Source organism: uncultured Jannaschia sp., assembly GCF_947503795.1.
Taxonomy (GTDB): Bacteria; Pseudomonadota; Alphaproteobacteria; order Rhodobacterales; family Rhodobacteraceae; genus Jannaschia.
This window is the reverse complement of the sequence record NZ_CANNEZ010000001.1, coordinates 1,025,871-1,040,809: the sequence shown is the minus strand read 5'-3', so window position 1 is coordinate 1,040,809 and position 14,939 is coordinate 1,025,871. Positions and strand designations below refer to the sequence as shown.

15 protein-coding genes are annotated in these 14,939 nt (G+C 68.4%); 6 read left to right on the top strand and 9 right to left on the bottom strand.

All coding sequences use genetic code 11. From position 1 onward, the window contains the following. Nucleotides 1–7: 7 nt before the first annotated feature. From Q0833_RS05640 to Q0833_RS05620, 5 genes are all read right to left on the bottom strand, one after another. Nucleotides 8–988: an ABC transporter permease gene (locus tag Q0833_RS05640; RefSeq protein WP_298431112.1), complete on the bottom strand. Its 981-nt coding sequence runs from the start codon at nucleotides 986–988 to the stop codon at nucleotides 8–10. After that, a complete protein-coding gene (locus Q0833_RS05635) occupies nucleotides 981–1,988 on the bottom strand; it encodes an ABC transporter permease (RefSeq protein ID WP_298431110.1) in 1,008 nt (335 codons plus the stop codon). Before Q0833_RS05635 ends, Q0833_RS05640 begins: the two co-directional genes overlap by 8 nt. A 134-nt stretch (nucleotides 1,989–2,122) precedes the next feature. Next, complete coding sequence (locus tag Q0833_RS05630) at nucleotides 2,123–3,838, bottom strand: peptide ABC transporter substrate-binding protein (RefSeq protein ID WP_298431108.1); 1,716 nt, start codon at nucleotides 3,836–3,838, stop codon at nucleotides 2,123–2,125. 115 nt (nucleotides 3,839–3,953) lie between these two features. Continuing rightward, nucleotides 3,954–5,030, bottom strand: a complete 1,077-nt coding sequence (locus tag Q0833_RS05625; RefSeq protein WP_298431106.1) for an ABC transporter ATP-binding protein — start codon at nucleotides 5,028–5,030, stop codon at nucleotides 3,954–3,956. Further along, on the bottom strand, nucleotides 5,027–6,037 hold the full coding sequence (locus Q0833_RS05620) for an ABC transporter ATP-binding protein (RefSeq protein WP_298431104.1): 1,011 nt from the start codon (nucleotides 6,035–6,037) through the stop codon (nucleotides 5,027–5,029). The genes Q0833_RS05625 and Q0833_RS05620 overlap by 4 nt, the downstream gene beginning before the upstream one ends. A gap of 192 nt (nucleotides 6,038–6,229) precedes the next feature. Between Q0833_RS05620 and argE the strand changes: the two genes are divergently transcribed. The 3 genes from argE (at nucleotide 6,230) to Q0833_RS05605 (ending at nucleotide 9,597) form a co-directional block, all read left to right on the top strand. After that, nucleotides 6,230–7,387, top strand: a complete 1,158-nt coding sequence (gene argE, locus Q0833_RS05615; protein WP_298431102.1) for an acetylornithine deacetylase — start codon at nucleotides 6,230–6,232, stop codon at nucleotides 7,385–7,387. Nucleotides 7,388–7,449: 62 nt separating this feature from the next. Then, nucleotides 7,450–8,373 carry a mechanosensitive ion channel family protein gene (locus tag Q0833_RS05610; RefSeq protein WP_298431100.1) on the top strand — a complete coding sequence of 308 codons (924 nt, stop codon included), beginning with the start codon at nucleotides 7,450–7,452 and terminating at the stop codon, nucleotides 8,371–8,373. Between the two features lie 63 nt (nucleotides 8,374–8,436). Beyond that, nucleotides 8,437–9,597 carry a M20 aminoacylase family protein gene (locus tag Q0833_RS05605; RefSeq protein ID WP_298431098.1) on the top strand — a complete coding sequence of 387 codons (1,161 nt, stop codon included), beginning with the start codon at nucleotides 8,437–8,439 and terminating at the stop codon, nucleotides 9,595–9,597. Nucleotides 9,598–9,605: 8 nt separating this feature from the next. On the opposite strand, the gene Q0833_RS05600 is transcribed toward Q0833_RS05605, so the two are convergent. The 3 genes from Q0833_RS05600 to Q0833_RS05590 all read right to left on the bottom strand — a co-directional run bounded on the left by Q0833_RS05600 (nucleotide 9,606) and on the right by Q0833_RS05590 (nucleotide 12,268). After that, the gene (locus tag Q0833_RS05600) at nucleotides 9,606–10,007 is read right to left on the bottom strand and encodes a hypothetical protein (RefSeq protein ID WP_298431096.1); all 402 of its coding nucleotides are present in this window, start codon (nucleotides 10,005–10,007) and stop codon (nucleotides 9,606–9,608) included. 175 nt (nucleotides 10,008–10,182) lie between these two features. Next, nucleotides 10,183–11,700: an AMP-binding protein gene (locus Q0833_RS05595; protein WP_298435000.1), complete on the bottom strand. Its 1,518-nt coding sequence runs from the start codon at nucleotides 11,698–11,700 to the stop codon at nucleotides 10,183–10,185. 70 nt (nucleotides 11,701–11,770) lie between these two features. Further along, nucleotides 11,771–12,268, bottom strand: a complete 498-nt coding sequence (locus Q0833_RS05590; RefSeq protein ID WP_298431094.1) for a D-galactarate dehydratase — start codon at nucleotides 12,266–12,268, stop codon at nucleotides 11,771–11,773. A gap of 112 nt (nucleotides 12,269–12,380) precedes the next feature. Here Q0833_RS05590 and moaA point away from each other — a divergent pair, with 112 nt between their 5' ends. Genes moaA through Q0833_RS05575 form a run of 3 tightly spaced genes read left to right on the top strand, consistent with a single transcriptional unit; the run spans nucleotide 12,381 to nucleotide 14,438 of the window. Further along, on the top strand, nucleotides 12,381–13,394 hold the full coding sequence (gene moaA, locus Q0833_RS05585; RefSeq protein ID WP_298431091.1) for a GTP 3',8-cyclase MoaA: 1,014 nt from the start codon (nucleotides 12,381–12,383) through the stop codon (nucleotides 13,392–13,394). Next, complete coding sequence (locus Q0833_RS05580) at nucleotides 13,387–14,007, top strand: ferredoxin (protein ID WP_298431089.1); 621 nt, start codon at nucleotides 13,387–13,389, stop codon at nucleotides 14,005–14,007. The genes moaA and Q0833_RS05580 overlap by 8 nt, the downstream gene beginning before the upstream one ends. Then, complete coding sequence (locus Q0833_RS05575; RefSeq protein WP_298431087.1) at nucleotides 14,001–14,438, top strand: histidine phosphatase family protein; 438 nt, start codon at nucleotides 14,001–14,003, stop codon at nucleotides 14,436–14,438. The genes Q0833_RS05580 and Q0833_RS05575 overlap by 7 nt, the downstream gene beginning before the upstream one ends. 9 nt (nucleotides 14,439–14,447) lie before the next feature. Here the strand turns inward: Q0833_RS05575 and Q0833_RS05570 are convergent, their stop codons facing one another. After that, entirely contained in the window at nucleotides 14,448–14,909 is a 462-nt protein-coding gene (locus tag Q0833_RS05570; RefSeq protein ID WP_298431085.1) for an Lrp/AsnC family transcriptional regulator, read from the bottom strand. Nucleotides 14,910–14,939: the final 30 nt, after the last annotated feature.

The following is a 14,939-nucleotide window of genomic DNA, read 5'->3' as shown; positions in this document are numbered from 1 at the left end:
CGCCGGCTCAGCGGCCCCGGATGCGCGGGTCGAGGGCGTCCCGCAGGCCGTCGCCGACATAGTTGATCGAGAGCACCACGAGGCTGATCGCGACGCCCGGCCAGAAGGCAAGGCCGGGGTTCAGCTCGAGGAAGGGCACCCCATCGTTCAGCAGGCGGCCCCAGGTTGGGAAGTCGGGCGGGAAGCCCAGGCCCAGGAAGGAGAGCGCGCTTTCGGTGATGATCGCAGTCGCGATCCCCAGCGTCGCCGACACCATGATCGGCGACAGCACGTTGGGCAGCACATGCCGCGAGATGATGCGCCGCGACGGCGTCCCGACCGAACGGGCCGCCAGCACGAACTCCCGCTCCTTCAGGGCGAGCACGTCGCCGCGCACGATCCGCGCGGTCTGCATCCAGGACGTGATCCCGATGGCCGAGACGATCAGGATGAAGATGCCGGTCTCGACCCCGAAGGCCGCCGAAAGCGGCTCGCGGAAGAGGAGGACCATCACGAGGAGCAGCGGCAGGAGCGGCAGCGCGAGGAACAGGTCCGTCAACCGCATCAAAGCCCCGTCGAGCGCGCGGAAATAGCCCGCAAGAACGCCGATCAGTGTGCCCAGCACAAGGCTGAGCGCCATGGCCGTGAGCCCCACGGCGAGGCTGATCTGCCCGCCGGCGATCATCCGGGCGAACATGTCGCGGCCCAGCCGGTCGGTGCCCAGCGGGTGCTCCCAGCTCATCCCGAGGTTGCGCGACCGCATGTCGGTCTTCACCCCCGATTCCATGTCCCAGACGAAGGGTCCCAATACGACCAGCGCCACGATGGCCAGAAAGACGATGGCGCCGAACATCGCGCCCTTGTGCGTGCGGAACTGGTCCCAGACGTCCCACCACTGGCTGCGCTCGGGCTTGGACAGAACGGGCTCGGTGCCGCCAACGGCGCCGGGGGCGGCGGTGACGGCGGGCTCGACGCCGGATGCGGTCACGGGTTCGCGGGCGTCAGTCATAGCGGATCCTCGGGTCGAGGATGCCGTAGAGCACATCCGCGATCAGGTTGAAGAGCACGATCAGCACCGCGAAGATGAAGGTCAGCGTCTGCACCATCGGCAGGTCGTTGGCCTGCAGCGCCGTAATCAGAAGCTGGCCGATGCCGTTTACCTTGAAAACCTGCTCGGTGATGATGGCGCCGCCGAAGACCTGCGGCACGCCCAGCGCGATGACGGTCACGACCGGGATCATCGAGTTGCGCAGCACGTGGACCAGCACGACCGTCCGCTCGCGCAGGCCCTTGGCGCGGGCGGTTCGCACGTAGTCCTGCCCGAGATTATCGAGCATCGAGGCGCGCATGAACCGGCTGAGCTGGGAGGTAATCTGGAGGGCGAGGATCATCACCGGCAGGAACATCTGCCAGATCTGCTGTTTCAGCGCGTCCCATGAATCGACGACCAGTGTCGTGTCGTAGATCGACGGGAACCACCGAAGCTGCACCGCGAAGATGATGATGACGAGCACGCCCGAGAAGAACGGCGGGACCGAGAAGCCGACCATCGTGACGAACGTGCCCGCCTGGTCGAAGACCGAGTACTGCTTGTAGGCCGAGTAGATACCCACGGGGATCGCGATGGCGATGGCCACGATATAGGCGGTGCCGACGACCCAGAGCGTCTGGGGAATGCGCTCGGCGATGGTCATGAAGACCGGCGCGCGGTTCTGCCACGAGATGATGCGCAGCTTGCCTTCCGCGAAGGTCGTCCCGAAGAGGCCGTCGACCACGTTCAGGGGCTCGATCCAGAAGAACTGGACGATCCATTTCCAGAACCGGATCGGCGCCGGCTCGCCCAGGCCCAGCGCCTGGCGCATCTGCTCCTTGACCTCCGACGGCACGGTCAGCGGGACGTTGGCCATCGGGTCGCCGGGCGCCAGCTCCAGCAGCATGAAGATCACCAGCGCGATGAAGAGCAGCGTCGGGATCGCGAAGACCAGTCGTCGGATGGTGAAGGTCAGCATGGGCCGTCCTCGGGTCGAAGGGTTCCGGTGGGTCTCGCCGAGCCCCCCGCGCGCAGCCGGGGACCGGGAGAAACCCACCGCGCCACGGGCGCGGCGGGGGCGGGGACGGCGCGAACGCCGCCCCCGGGGTCAGGTCATTCGCCGATGCGGTACCAGTCGGCGATGTTCCACAGCTCGCTGTCCCACACGTTCAGCTTGATGCCGCCGAGCGAGTTGGCGTGGGCCGACAGGCGACCGCGGTGCACGAGGGGGATCATCCCGCCGTTCTGCACGATCATGTCGTTAAGCTCCTTGGCGATGCGCTGACGCTCGGAGATATCCGCCGTCTGGGCCAGCTCGTTCCAGAGCGTGTCGTACTCCTCCATGCAGAAGCGCGAGATGTTCTCGCCCTGCCACTGGGTGTCGGGCGACGGCGCCTTGTCGCACAGGCCGTTGGCCAGATAGGCCTGCGGGTCGGTGCCGTTGAACGTGTTGGCGTACATCTCGACGTCGGCATAGAACTTCTGGAACGTGTCGGGCGAACCCGCATCGCCGCCGAAGAACACCGACGAATTGACGTTGCGCAGCTCGGTCGCGACGCCCAGCTCTTCCCACCACTCCTTGATCAGCGCCTGGAAGTCCTGACGGACGGCGTTGGTCGAGGTCTGGTAGAGCACGCGCAGCTCGACGCCGTCCTTCTCGCGGACGCCGTCACCGTTGCTGTCGACCCAGCCGGCTTCCTCGAGCATGGCCTTCGCGCCTTCGAGATCCTGCGTGTCGCAGGTCATAGAGGTGGACGAGAACGCCTCGGGGGCCGGGATCCAGTTGCAGGTCACGCGACCCGCCTGGCCGTAGCCGATCTCGACCAGAAGCGGCCGGTCGATCGCCATCGACAGCGCCTGGTAGACCGCCGGGTCCGACAGGAACGGATGCGGCCGCACGACCGAGCGCTCGTCCGGGCCGAGCGCCGGATCGGGGTTCGTGTTGTTGAGCATGATGCGCTCGACCAGCGGACCGAAGCCCGCGACCGGCGTGCCCAAGCCGCCCGCTTCCATCTGCGCGATGACCTCGGGGGCCAGCTGCAGGTTCCAGGCGTAGTCGAACTCGCCGGTCTGCATCACGGCACGGCCCGCCGCGTCGGCGTCGCCGCCGCCCTTGAAGTTTACGCTGGCGAAGGCCGGCTTGCCCGCCTCGCGGTAATTCGGGTTGGCCGAGAGCGAGATCACGTCGTTGGTGCGGAACTCGTCCACGACGAACGGACCGGTGCCGATCGGGTTGAAGTTCTGCTCGGTGCAGGCCGAGGCGGCGGCGCCGAGGCAGCCCTCGAATTGCGCTTTCTGCAGGATCGGGCTCTCGCCGCCGACGAACGCGGTGTAGGGATAGGGCGTCGGCTCCTTGAAGTTCACGACCACGGTGAAGTCATCGGGCGTCTCGACACTCTCGACCGACTCGAACTTCGTGATCTGCGCGCAGCCGCCCTCGGGGTGGGTGCAATACTCGTGGGTGAAGGCGACGTCGGCGCTGGTGAAGGGCGTGCCGTCCGACCAGAGGATGTCGTCACGCAGCTTCCAGGTGATCTGCGTCAGATCTTCGGTGACGCCGCCATTGTCGACGGTGGGGATCTCGGTGACGAGCCACGGCTGGATGGTGCCCGTCTCGTCGAAGCGCGCGAGCGGCTCGACGATCAGCGAGGCGGATTCGACGTCCTTGGTGCCACCCGACAGGAACGGGTTCAGCGTCGAGGGCGCCTGCCAGTAAATGATATTGACCTGGCCGTCGCGGCCGCGCTTGCCCTCGTGGCCGTCGGCATATGCCATCGGGGCCAGGGCGAAGCTGGCGGCGGCGCACAGCAATGCGGATCTGGTTGTCATGTGTTGATCTCCGTGTTGATCGTTCGCGTATCGCGCGAAGCGTTGATGCTCATCGTCCTCGTTCCGCGCGATCTGCGTCGCGTCGGCCCCCCAATCTTCAGTGAAAATTGGAATTTCATCCATCCCCCTCGGGTGCAGGTGCGGCGTCGGGGTCCGGCCCGGCATCCGTGTCAGGCCCGGCGACGGGCGGTGGCACCATGTCGGCCTGATGCTCGGGATCGTGCAGGTGGCACGCGGCCCAATGACCCGGCTCGACCTCGCGAAAGGCCGGATCGACCCGGCGGCACAGGTCCATCGCCCTGGGACAGCGGGTGGAGAAGTTGCAGCCTTCGGGCGGGTTTGCGGGGCTGGGCACGTCGCCCTGCAGCACGATCCGGTTCTTCTTCTGGCCGGCCTTGGCGGGATCAGGCTCGGGCACGGCCGAAAGCAGCGCCTCGGTATACGGGTGGAGCGGGTGGTCGTAGAGCGCGTCGCGCGGCGCAAGCTCGACCACCTTGCCGAGATACATCACCGCCACGCGATCGGCGATGTGCCGCACCATGCTGAGGTCGTGGGAGATGAAGAGATAGGTCAGCCCCAGCTCGTTCTGCAGCTCCTCGAGAAGGTTCACGACCTGCGCCTGGATCGACACGTCGAGCGCCGCGATCGGCTCGTCGCAGACGATGAATTTCGGCTTCAGCGCAAGTGCGCGGGCGATCCCGATCCGCTGCCGCTGCCCGCCCGAGAACTCGTGGGGGTAGCGGTTGAGGAAGGTCCGGTTGAGGCCGACCTGGTCCATCAGCTCGGCCACGCGCGCCTGCCGCGCGGTGGCGTCCATGTCGGTATGTTCCTGCAACGGCTCGCCGATGATGTTGCCGACGGTCATGCGCGGATTCAGCGACGCCTGCGGGTCTTGGAAGACCATCTGCATCGTCGGGCGCATCGTCCGCAGCGAACGTTGGCTATCACCGCCGATGGCGCGCCCGTCGATGACGATCTCGCCCTCCGTGATGTCGTAGAGCCGCAGCACCGCGCGGCCGCAGGTGGACTTGCCGCAGCCCGACTCGCCCACGAGCCCGAGGGTCTCGCCCTCGATGATGTCGAAGGACACGCCGTCGACCGCCTTCACCGCCCCGACCTGCCGTCGCAGAAGCCCGGCATGGATCGGAAAATGCATTTTGAGGTCGCGCACCTCGACGAGGGGGCGGGTCATGCCACCGCCTCCTTCGCGGTATGCGCGAGCGGGTGGAAACAGGCCACGTCATGGCCGCCGCCGACATCCTCGCGGCGCGGGTTCTCGACATGGCAGCGCGCATGGGCCAGCGGACAGCGGTCGAGGAACGGGCAGGACGTGGGCGCCGCCCCGAGGATCGGCGGCTGCCCCTCGATCACCTGCAGCATGTCGGCCCGTGCGCCCGATACGCTCGGGATCGTCTTCAGAAGCGCGCGTGTGTAGGGATGTCGCGGATCGTTGAACAGCGGATGCACCGGCGCCTGCTCGACGACTTGGCCGCCATACATCACCAGCACCCGGTCGGCGATGCCTGCGACCACGCCGAGGTCATGGGTGATCCAGACGATCGCCATCCCGAGCTTGGCGCGCAGATCCTCGACGATCTCGAGGATCTGCGCCTGGATCGTGACGTCGAGCGCGGTCGTCGGCTCGTCGGCGATCAGGACCTTCGGGTCGCAGGCCAGCGCGATGGCGATCATCACCCGCTGCCGCATCCCTCCCGAGAACTGGTGCGGATAATCCCCCAGCCGCCCCCGTGCGCCAGGAATGCCGACCAGTTCGAGCAATTCGACGGCCCGCTCGGCCGCCTGTTTCTTGTTCAGTCCCATGTGCCGCCGCAGCGGCTCCATGATCTGGAAGCCGACGTTGAAGACCGGGTTCAGCGAGGTCATCGGGTCTTGAAAGATGAAGCCGACCTCGCCGCCGCGCACCTGCCGCAGCCGGGCGTTCGAGGCCTGGAGAAGATCCTCGCCGTCGAGCAGGACTTCGCCCGCGCGCACCTCGGCGGGCGGCGACGGCAGCAGGCCGATCAGCGACATCATCGTGACGGATTTGCCCGATCCGCTTTCGCCCACGACACCCAGCAGCTCGCCGGGCTTCACGTCGAAGCTCACGGAATTGACGGCGTGGACCTCCCCGCCGCGGGTATGAAACACCGTCTGAAGGTTTCGGACCTCCAAGACGTTCCGGGTCTCGCCGTTCGGCATCCCCGCTCCCCGTGCTGTCGCACCGCGTCATGGGCGCGCGGCGTCGTCGGGGGCAACGCTACCACGGCGCGCCTGCCGTGCAAGGCCTTCGCCCAATTACCGGGCGTCCACTTCGCCGCTGCCCGGTTTCGCGCCGTCCCGCTTGACCGCTGCACGTCGAGGGCGCACCCGTTGCATCCGAAGGAGAAATTCATGGACCTGACCGCCCGACAGATCCTCGACCGCCTCGTGGCGTTCCCGACGGTCAGCCGCGACTCGAATCTCGACCTGATCGACTGGGTCGAGGACTACCTGGCCGGCCACGGCGTCTCCGCGCGGCGGGTCTATGACGCCACCGGCACCAAGGCCGCGCTCTATGCCAATGTCGGGCCCGAGGTGGAGGGCGGGCTGGTCCTGTCGGGTCACACGGACGTCGTACCCGTCGACGGGCAGGACTGGTCCACCGATCCCTTCACCGTGGTCGAGGCGGGCGGCAAGCTTTACGGGCGCGGCACCTGCGACATGAAGGGCTTCGACGCGCTGGCGCTGGCCATGGTGCCGCACGCGCTGTCGCTCGATCTCAAGCGCCCGCTTCAGATCGCGCTCAGCTACGACGAGGAGGTCGGATGCGTCGGCGCCCCGCCCATGATCGACGACATGCTGGGCCACCTGCCCCGCGCCGCCGCCGCCATCATCGGCGAGCCGACGATGCTGCGCGCGGTCACCGGCCACAATGCCAGCGTCCTCTTCGCGATCCACGTCCACGGCTACGAGGTCCATTCCTCGAAGCTGCCCGAAGGGGTTTCGGCCGTGCACGAGGCCGGGCGCATCCTCGGCTGGGTCAATGACCGCAACGACGCCATCCGGGCCGAGGCGCCGAACGCCGTCTCGGCGGCCTTCGACCCGCCCTTCACCACGGTGCATGTCGGCACGATCGAGGGCGGGACCGCCCACAACATCACCGCGAAGGACTGCCATCTGAGCGTCGGCTTCCGCTGTCCGGCGGGTGACGATCCCGAGCGCCACGCGCAGGCGCTCGACGCGTTTCTGACCGAACTCGACGCGAGCCTTCGGGCGCGCCATCCGAACGCGGGCGTGACCTTCGATCGCAATTTCGGCGTGCCGGCGCTCCGCCCCGAGGACGGCGGCCGGGCCGAGACCCTCATCCGCCGCTTGACCGGCGACAACGGCACCCATGTCGTCACCTACGGCACAGAGGCCGGCCAGTTCCAGGAGCGCGGCTATTCCGCCGTGGTCTGCGGCCCCGGCGACATCGCGCAAGCGCATCAGCCCGACGAATGGATCGCGGTCGAGCAGTTCGAGGCGGGCGAGGCGCTCCTGCGCCGCGTCGTGGCCACCCTGACCGAGTAGCCCGGCGCGGGGAACCGCAACCACGCCGGGTGGTTTGCCCATAGCACAACGCCGGAGACCCCATGGAACAGGACGACACCGAGACCGGGGGCGAGACGCTCACCGGGGCCGATCCGATCGACGCGGACCCGCAACTGATCCTCGAAAAGCTGGATGGCTGGCTCGACGGGTTCTTCCGCCTTATCCCAAACCTCGCCGTCGCCGCGTTCGTCCTCGCGCTCTTCGTCGGTCTGGGCCTCGCCGTCGCATGGGGCATCCGCCGCAGCGGCAAGTCGCGCGATCGTGCCGATCTGGGCGCCGTCACCGGCAGCCTCGCGAAATGGGCGATCTGGATCGCAGGCGCGATGCTGGCGCTGACCATCGTCACGCCGTCCCTGAAGCCGGGCGACCTGATCGCGGGGCTTGGCATCGGGTCGGTCGCGATCGGCTTTGCGTTCAAGGACATCCTCCAGAACATGCTGGCGGGCCTCCTGATCCTGATCCGCCAGCCCTTCGAGGTCGGCGACCAGATCGTCGCCGGCGATTACGAAGGAACGGTCGAGCATATCGAGACCCGCGCGACCCTGATCCGCACCTTCGACGGCAAGCGCGTCGTGATCCCGAATTCGGACGTCTACACCAACGCCGTCACCGTCAACACGGCCTTCCCCACCCGGCGGTCGGAATACGATTTCGGCATCCACTACGACGCCGACACCAAGCTTGCTATGCGGGTCGCGGTCGAGGCCGCGAACGGTGTCGACGGCGTCGAATCCGATCCCGCCCCCGAGGCGTTGTCGGTCAATCTCGGCGATTTCGCCAAGGTCGTCCGTTTGCGCTGGTGGACCAAGTCGACCCAGTCCGACACGGTGCATGTCCGCTCGGCGGTGATGCTCGCCGTCGAGGACATCTTCGCCGCGAACGGCATCGACATCCCCTTTCCCACGCAGACGCTGCACATGGACGGCGCGCTTGAGACGCCGAAGGCGCGCGAAGCGGCGGAGTGACCCCTTGCGGCCCCCGCGGATCGGGTGTGTCCTGCGCCCGACCCCTCACACCGGAGAGCCGACATGCCCGTCAAGAACCGCTTCGCCGAACTGCTGCCCGAGATCACCGAATGGCGGCGCGACCTGCACGAGAACCCGGAGATCCTGTTCGACACGCATCGCACGTCGAAGGTGGTCGCCGACAAGCTGCGCGAATTCGGCTGCGACGAGGTGGTCGAGGGCATCGGCCGGACGGGCGTGGTCGGCGTCATCCGGGGCAAGACCGATGGCGGCAAGGTGATCGGCCTGCGCGCCGACATGGACGCCCTGCCGATCCACGAGCAGACCGGCGTGGCCTATGCCTCCAAGACCGACGGCGCGATGCATGCCTGCGGCCATGACGGTCATACCGCTATGCTGCTGGGCGCGGCGAAATACCTCTCCGAGACGCGCAATTTTGACGGCTCGGTCGTCGTGATCTTCCAACCCGCCGAAGAGGGCGGCGGCGGCGGTCGCGAGATGTGCGAGGACGGCATGATGGATCGCTGGAACATCCAGGAGGTCTACGGGATGCATAACTGGCCCGGCAAACCCGTGGGCAGCTTCTCGATCCGGCCCGGCGCGTTCTTCGCGGCCACGGACGTGTTCGACATCCACCTCGAAGGGCGCGGCGGCCACGCGGCCAAGCCGCAGGAGGTCGTGGATACGACGCTGATGGCCGCGCAACTCGTCACCGCGCTCCAGTCGATCGTCAGCCGCAACGCCGATCCGACGAAGAACATCGTCGTCTCGGTCACCTCCTTCGAGACCTCGTCGAAGGCCTTCAACGTCATCCCCCAGCGGGTGCATATCAAGGGCACCGTGCGCACGATGGACGACGACATGCGCGACCTGGCCGAGCGGCGGATGACCGAAATCTCCGAGGGCATCGCCGCGACCTTCGGCGGCACCGTGCGGGTGGAATATCAGCGCAACTACCCGGTGATGGCCAACCACGACGAACAGACGGAGTTCGCTGCCGAAGTGGCGCGTGCGGTCTCCGGGGATTGCGAGGACGCGCCGCTGGTCATGGGGGGCGAGGATTTCGCCTTCATGCTCGAGGAGCGGCCGGGCGCCTACATCCTCGTCGGGAATGGCGACACGGCCCCCGTCCACCATCCCGAATACGACTTCACCGATGAGGCCATTCCGGCGGGATGTTCGTGGTGGGCCGAGATCGTCGAGCGCCGGATGCCAGCGGCCTGACGGATCGGTCAGTCCGCGGCGTCGGCGGAAATCGGCTTGACGGCGCCCCGTAGGGCCCCGCCGGAGCGGTGACCCAGCGCGCCGATGGCGCGGGACAGCGCGTCGTCGAGCGCGGCGCTCTGCTCCGACCGGGCGACGAATTTGCGATAGACGGGCAAGCGCACATGGGCCCCCTCGCCTTCGCCGTAGAGGATGACGGTCACGGCCTCATCCGCGAGCAGCGCCTCGCCCCATTGAACGCCCCTCTCGACCCAGTCCGTATCGATGATCCAGATGTCCGCCTGAGGCCGCCGAACCCCACGCCCCAGAGGCTGCAGCGGCACGTCGAGCCGCGCCGCGGCCGCCGAAATCTCGGTCGCGACATCCGGTCGATCGGTCCAATAGGCCACTCGCGGCGGGACCTTCATCATGCTCGCGTTTCCGGGCTGCGGCCTGCCGCCGGGTGCGTCGATTGCCACGTCGCGAACCTCCTGTTCGACGCGTGCCGGACCGCACGCCTCGATCTTACCTGCTCGCCGACAGGCTACGGTATGGGCGCGCCTATGTCGCCCGTTTTGATAACGGAATCTTAATCCACGGCATCCGTCAGGCATCCCGAAGGGCGCGGCGCATGATCTTTCCGGTCGTCGTCATCGGCAACGCGTCGACGAAGCGGACGGCGCGCGGCGCCATGTGCGGCGAGAGGCGGGCGCGGACGCGATCGACGAGGGCAGCCGCCAGCCCCTCTGTCTCACCCTCGGCCACGACGAATGCCGTCACCGCCTCGCCGCGATCGGGGTCGGGCAGACCGACGACGGCGCACATCACGACTTGCGGATGGCCAGTGAGACAGGTTTCGATCTCGGTCGGGCCGATGCGGTAACCCGATGACGTGATGACGTCGTCGTCGCGCGACATGTAGGTGATCACGCCATCCGCCCCTGCCCGACCCAGATCGCCGGTCCGCAGCCAGCCATCGCGCCATTTCTCCTCGGTCTGTTCGGGCTTGTTCCAGTAGCGCAGGAAGGTCGCGGGCGAGCCGCGGGTGCAGATCTCGCCCACCGCGCCTTCGGCGACCGGCCCGTCGCCATCGCGTATCTCCACTTCGACGCCGGGCACGGCGCGGCCCAGCGTGCCCGGCTCGACCGTCTGGGTGCCCGCGCAGGCCGCCATCACGAGGTTGCACTCGGTCTGGCCGTAGATCTCGTTGATCGGCACCCCGAGTGCGGCGCGTCCCCACCCGAGGAGATCCGCGCCCAGCGCCTCGCCGCCCGACATCACCGCGCGGAGCGCCAGCCCCTTCGGAGCCGGACTCCGGCGCAGCATCTTGAGCGCCGTCGGCGGCAGGAAGGCGCAGGTCACGCCCTCGGCGACAATCAGATCCCACGCGTCACCCGGCTCGAACTTGGCGAAGCGCTTGGCGACCAGCGGTACGCCGAACCAGAGCGCGGGCATCGCGAGGTCCATCAGCCCGCCGATCCACGCCCAGTCTGCGGGCGTCCACGCCACGTCGCCCGGTTGCGGGAAGCCTTCGAACGCGGTCTCAACGCAGGGCAGATGGCCGTAAAGGAAGCGATGCGCATGGAGCACGCCCTTCGGCGTCCCGGTCGTGCCCGAGGTGTAGATCATCATCGCCGGGTCGTCGGCGGCGGTGTCCGCACACGGCACGGGCGTCCCCAGCATCGCGTCCCAGTCGTCGACATCGACGCGATGCGCGAGGTCCGGCAGATCGAGCGCGTCCAGCCGCGCGAGCCCCGCCGCGTCGCCGATGACCGCGACCGCCCCGGAATCGCGCAGCCGGTAGTCCAGCGCCTCGGCCCCGAAAAGCGCGAAGAGCGGCAGCGACACCGCCCCGAGCTTCATCGCCGCCAGATGCGCCACGATCACCTCGGCCCGCTGCGGCATCAGGATCGCAACGCGGTCGCCCGGCCCGACGCCCGCTGCCGAGAGCCCGCCCGCGAGCCGGTCGGAGACGTCGCGGAGGCGGCCATAGGTCCAGACGTCCCGTCCGTCCGAGAGATCAATGATCGCCACACGGTCCGGCTCGGTCTCGGCCCAGGCGTCGCAGATGCCCTCGGCGATGTTGAAGCGGTCGGGAATGTCCCAACGAAAGGCCGCGCGCATGGCGTCCCAGTCCGCAAGCTCGGGGATGGTGCGGCGGCCGGGTGTCACGGGATCGCCCGCTCGGCCCCGGTCATGTGGAGGCTAGCGTCACCGGGTGCAGCCCGGTCAACGGCAGGCCCAGCGCGCGGAGCGCCGGAAGCGATATCTGCGCGCCGCCGTCCGACCCGAGCGGGCGCAGCGTCACGGCGATCGCATCGCCGTCGCCGGTGCGCACGGTTCCGGGGGTGTCGGCACTCACGAGGTCGGATTTGACCCAGAGCCCCGGATCGGCCGGATCGCCGAGCGCCACGGTCACTGTCCCCAGCTCACCCCCGGCCGGCGCGGCAGCGGCCTCGGCGCGGGCGGCGGCCTTCTGTTCCTCGGAGACGGTGTCGAGTGCCGCCGCCGACGCCGTCACCGCACGGGGCGGGGCCACCACCGTGTCGGGCGCGGTCGCGCTGCCCGCGGGCAAGGGCGCGGGCACCTCGGTCGGCGCGCTTCCCGTCGACGTCGAGGCGCCGCGGTTCAGGAACGGGATCTGCGCACAGCCCGCAAGTATCAGGGCAAGAAGGGGAATCGTGCGGATCATCGGGTGCGCCTTCGCGTCTGGGTTGCCTGGCGGCCATCCTAGCCAATGCGGGACGGCTGTCAGCCCCTCGTCTCGCCTTGTGCGCCCCGTCGGCGGGGCTTACCGTCACGCCATGTCCGCACCGCTGATCGACCCCTTCGCCCGAACCATCGACTACCTCCGGGTGTCGGTTACCGACCGCTGCGATTTCCGCTGCACCTACTGCATGTCGGAACACATGACCTTCCTGCCCAAGAAGGACCTTCTGACCCTCGAGGAGCTGGAGCGCCTGTGCACGGCCTTCGTCCGCATGGGCGTGCGCAAGCTGCGCATCACCGGCGGCGAGCCCTTGGTGCGCCGCAACATCATGTCCTTCTTCGAAGGCATGTCCCAGCATCTGGGCCACGGGCTTGACGAGTTGACGCTGACGACCAACGGATCGCAGCTCGAGCGCTTCGCGGCCGATCTCGCCGCCGTCGGTGTGCGCCGCGTCAACGTTTCGCTCGATACCCTCGATGCGGACCGGTTCCGCGCGATCACCCGTTGGGGCGACCTCGCCAAGGTCCGTCGCGGCATTGCCGCGGCTCAAGCCGCGGGGCTGCGCGTCAAGATCAACGCCGTCGCGCTCAAGGGCGTGAACGACGGCGAGCTCTTCGACCTCGTGGCCTGGGCCGCCGCCGAGGACCTCGACCTGACCTTCATCGAGGTCATGCCGATGGGCGATATGGGCGACGGCACAGATGGCACGCTTCGGCTCGACCAATATTGGCCGCTCGCCGATCTGCGCGCCCGGCTGGCCGAGCGCTTCACGCTGACGGAATCCGCGCATCGCACCGGCGGGCCAGCCCGGTATTTCACGCTTGCCGAGACGGGTCAGCGGTTGGGCTTCATCACGCCGCTGACCCATAATTTCTGCGAAAGCTGCAACCGGGTGCGGCTGACCTGTACGGGCCAGTTGTTCATGTGCCTCGGACAGGAAGACATGGCGGACTTGCGCGCGCCGCTTCGGGCCGCGCCCGAGGACGCACCCGTCGAGGCCGCGATACGGGCGGCCATCGCGCGCAAGCCCAAGGGCCACGATTTCGACTATTCGCGCCAGCGGGTCGCGGGGCAGATGTCGCGCCACATGAGCCATACCGGTGGCTGAGGCCGCCACCTGGGACGCGTTGGCCGCCGAGGCCACCGTGCTGGGATTGGAACTGCTGGGCGGAATGCAGAAGGGCGAGGGCACACTCCTTCTCTACGGACCTGACCCCGCGCGCTTCTGGAGAGTTCTGCAAGCCTCACCCGAAGCCCATGCGCCGGACCCGATCGATCGCTGGTCCGCTCGCGTGCTCACGGCGCTGGCGCGGGATCTTGGGGGCACGGCGCTCTTTCCCTTCGGCACGCCGCGCCAGCCCTTCATGACCTGGGCCACGGGCACCGGGGCGTGCCATGTCTCGCCGGTGGGCCTGCTCGTGCACCGGACCCAAGGCCTCAACGTCAGCTTTCGCGGCGCGATCCGGGTGCCGCGCCGGATCGTCCTCCCCGCGCCCGGCCCGTCGCCCTGCGTGGGATGCCCTGCGCCCTGTACCACGGCCTGTCCCGTCCTTGCTCTGACATCCGACGGCTATGACCTCCCGGCCTGTCACGCCTGGCTCGACGATCCGCGCAACGACTGCATGGCGCGCGGCTGTGCCGTCCGCCGCGCCTGCCCCGCCTCGCCGCCCCGGCCGGACGCGCAGGCCGCGCATCACATGGCGGCGTTTCACCCATGCTGATCCTGTTGCGCCACGCACAGGCCGGCGGCGGCCGCCCCGACCGCGCGCGGCACCTGACCGAGAAGGGCATCGCGGATGCCCGCCGGATCGGGGATTGGCTGCGAGCCGACGGCCACCTGCCCGCGCGCATCCTCTGCTCGCCAGCGACCCGTACGCGCGAGACGCTCGATGCCCTCGACCTCGCCGCCGAGACGGCCTTCCCCGACGACCTCTACAACGCGCCGACGCGCGTGCTGCTCGACCACGCGCGCGATGCCACCGCACCGCTTATGATCGTCGCCCACAATCCGGGCATCGCCGAAGCCGCCGCCGAATTGGCCGCACCGCCCCCCGACCATCCCGCGTTCGGGCACTACCCGCCGGGCGCGTGCTGCGTGATTGGCGACGATGGCGCCGTGCTGGCCTTCGTGACCCCGAAGGACCTCGGCTGACGCCCCTAGTCAGACAGGGAGCGCGGTCTCGGCCTTGAGCTCCTCCATCGACAGGAGCGCGGTGACGTTGAACACCCGCACCTCCGAGATCAGCGCCTGGTAGAACGTGTCGTAGGCGCGCGCGTTCTCGACCCGGACCTTCAGGATGTAGTCGATCTCGCCCGCCAGCCGGTGCGCCTCCTGCACTTCGGGGCGAGCGCGGAGCGCGGCGAGGAAGCGCGCCTGCCACTCCGCCTCGTGTTCCGAGGTGCGGATCAGCACGAAGAAACACGCCTCCAGCCCCAGCGCGTCGGGATCGACGATCACCGTGCTCGGGCCGATCACGCCCGCCTCTCGCATCTTGCGAATCCGGTTCCACACCGGGGTCTTCGACGACCCCACCTCGCGGGCGATCGCGTCGAGCGACTCGCCCGCATCCGCCTGCAACCGCCGGAGGATCTTCCGATCCAGCTCATCCAATCGGGCCGCCATTCGCAAATCCTTCGCTGTTCGGAACGAACG

Bases quoted from the DNA above. Each gene is read 5' to 3' on its own strand.
- Q0833_RS05640 (WP_298431112.1), bottom strand. From the start codon at position 988: ATGACTGACGCCCGCGAACCCGTGACCGCATCCGGCGTCGAGCCCGCC.
- Q0833_RS05635 (WP_298431110.1), bottom strand. From the start codon at position 1,988: ATGCTGACCTTCACCATCCGACGACTGGTCTTCGCGATCCCGACGCTG.
- Q0833_RS05630 (WP_298431108.1), bottom strand. From the start codon at position 3,838: ATGACAACCAGATCCGCATTGCTGTGCGCCGCCGCCAGCTTCGCCCTG.
- Q0833_RS05625 (WP_298431106.1), bottom strand. From the start codon at position 5,030: ATGACCCGCCCCCTCGTCGAGGTGCGCGACCTCAAAATGCATTTTCCG.
- Q0833_RS05620 (WP_298431104.1), bottom strand. From the start codon at position 6,037: ATGCCGAACGGCGAGACCCGGAACGTCTTGGAGGTCCGAAACCTTCAG.
- argE (WP_298431102.1), top strand. From the start codon at position 6,230: ATGGACCTGACCGCCCGACAGATCCTCGACCGCCTCGTGGCGTTCCCG.
- Q0833_RS05610 (WP_298431100.1), top strand. From the start codon at position 7,450: ATGGAACAGGACGACACCGAGACCGGGGGCGAGACGCTCACCGGGGCC.
- Q0833_RS05605 (WP_298431098.1), top strand. From the start codon at position 8,437: ATGCCCGTCAAGAACCGCTTCGCCGAACTGCTGCCCGAGATCACCGAA.
- Q0833_RS05600 (WP_298431096.1), bottom strand. From the start codon at position 10,007: ATGATGAAGGTCCCGCCGCGAGTGGCCTATTGGACCGATCGACCGGAT.
- Q0833_RS05595 (WP_298435000.1), bottom strand. From the start codon at position 11,700: ATGCGCGCGGCCTTTCGTTGGGACATTCCCGACCGCTTCAACATCGCC.
- Q0833_RS05590 (WP_298431094.1), bottom strand. From the start codon at position 12,268: ATGATCCGCACGATTCCCCTTCTTGCCCTGATACTTGCGGGCTGTGCG.
- moaA (WP_298431091.1), top strand. From the start codon at position 12,381: ATGTCCGCACCGCTGATCGACCCCTTCGCCCGAACCATCGACTACCTC.
- Q0833_RS05575 (WP_298431087.1), top strand. From the start codon at position 14,001: ATGCTGATCCTGTTGCGCCACGCACAGGCCGGCGGCGGCCGCCCCGAC.
- Q0833_RS05570 (WP_298431085.1), bottom strand. From the start codon at position 14,909: ATGGCGGCCCGATTGGATGAGCTGGATCGGAAGATCCTCCGGCGGTTG.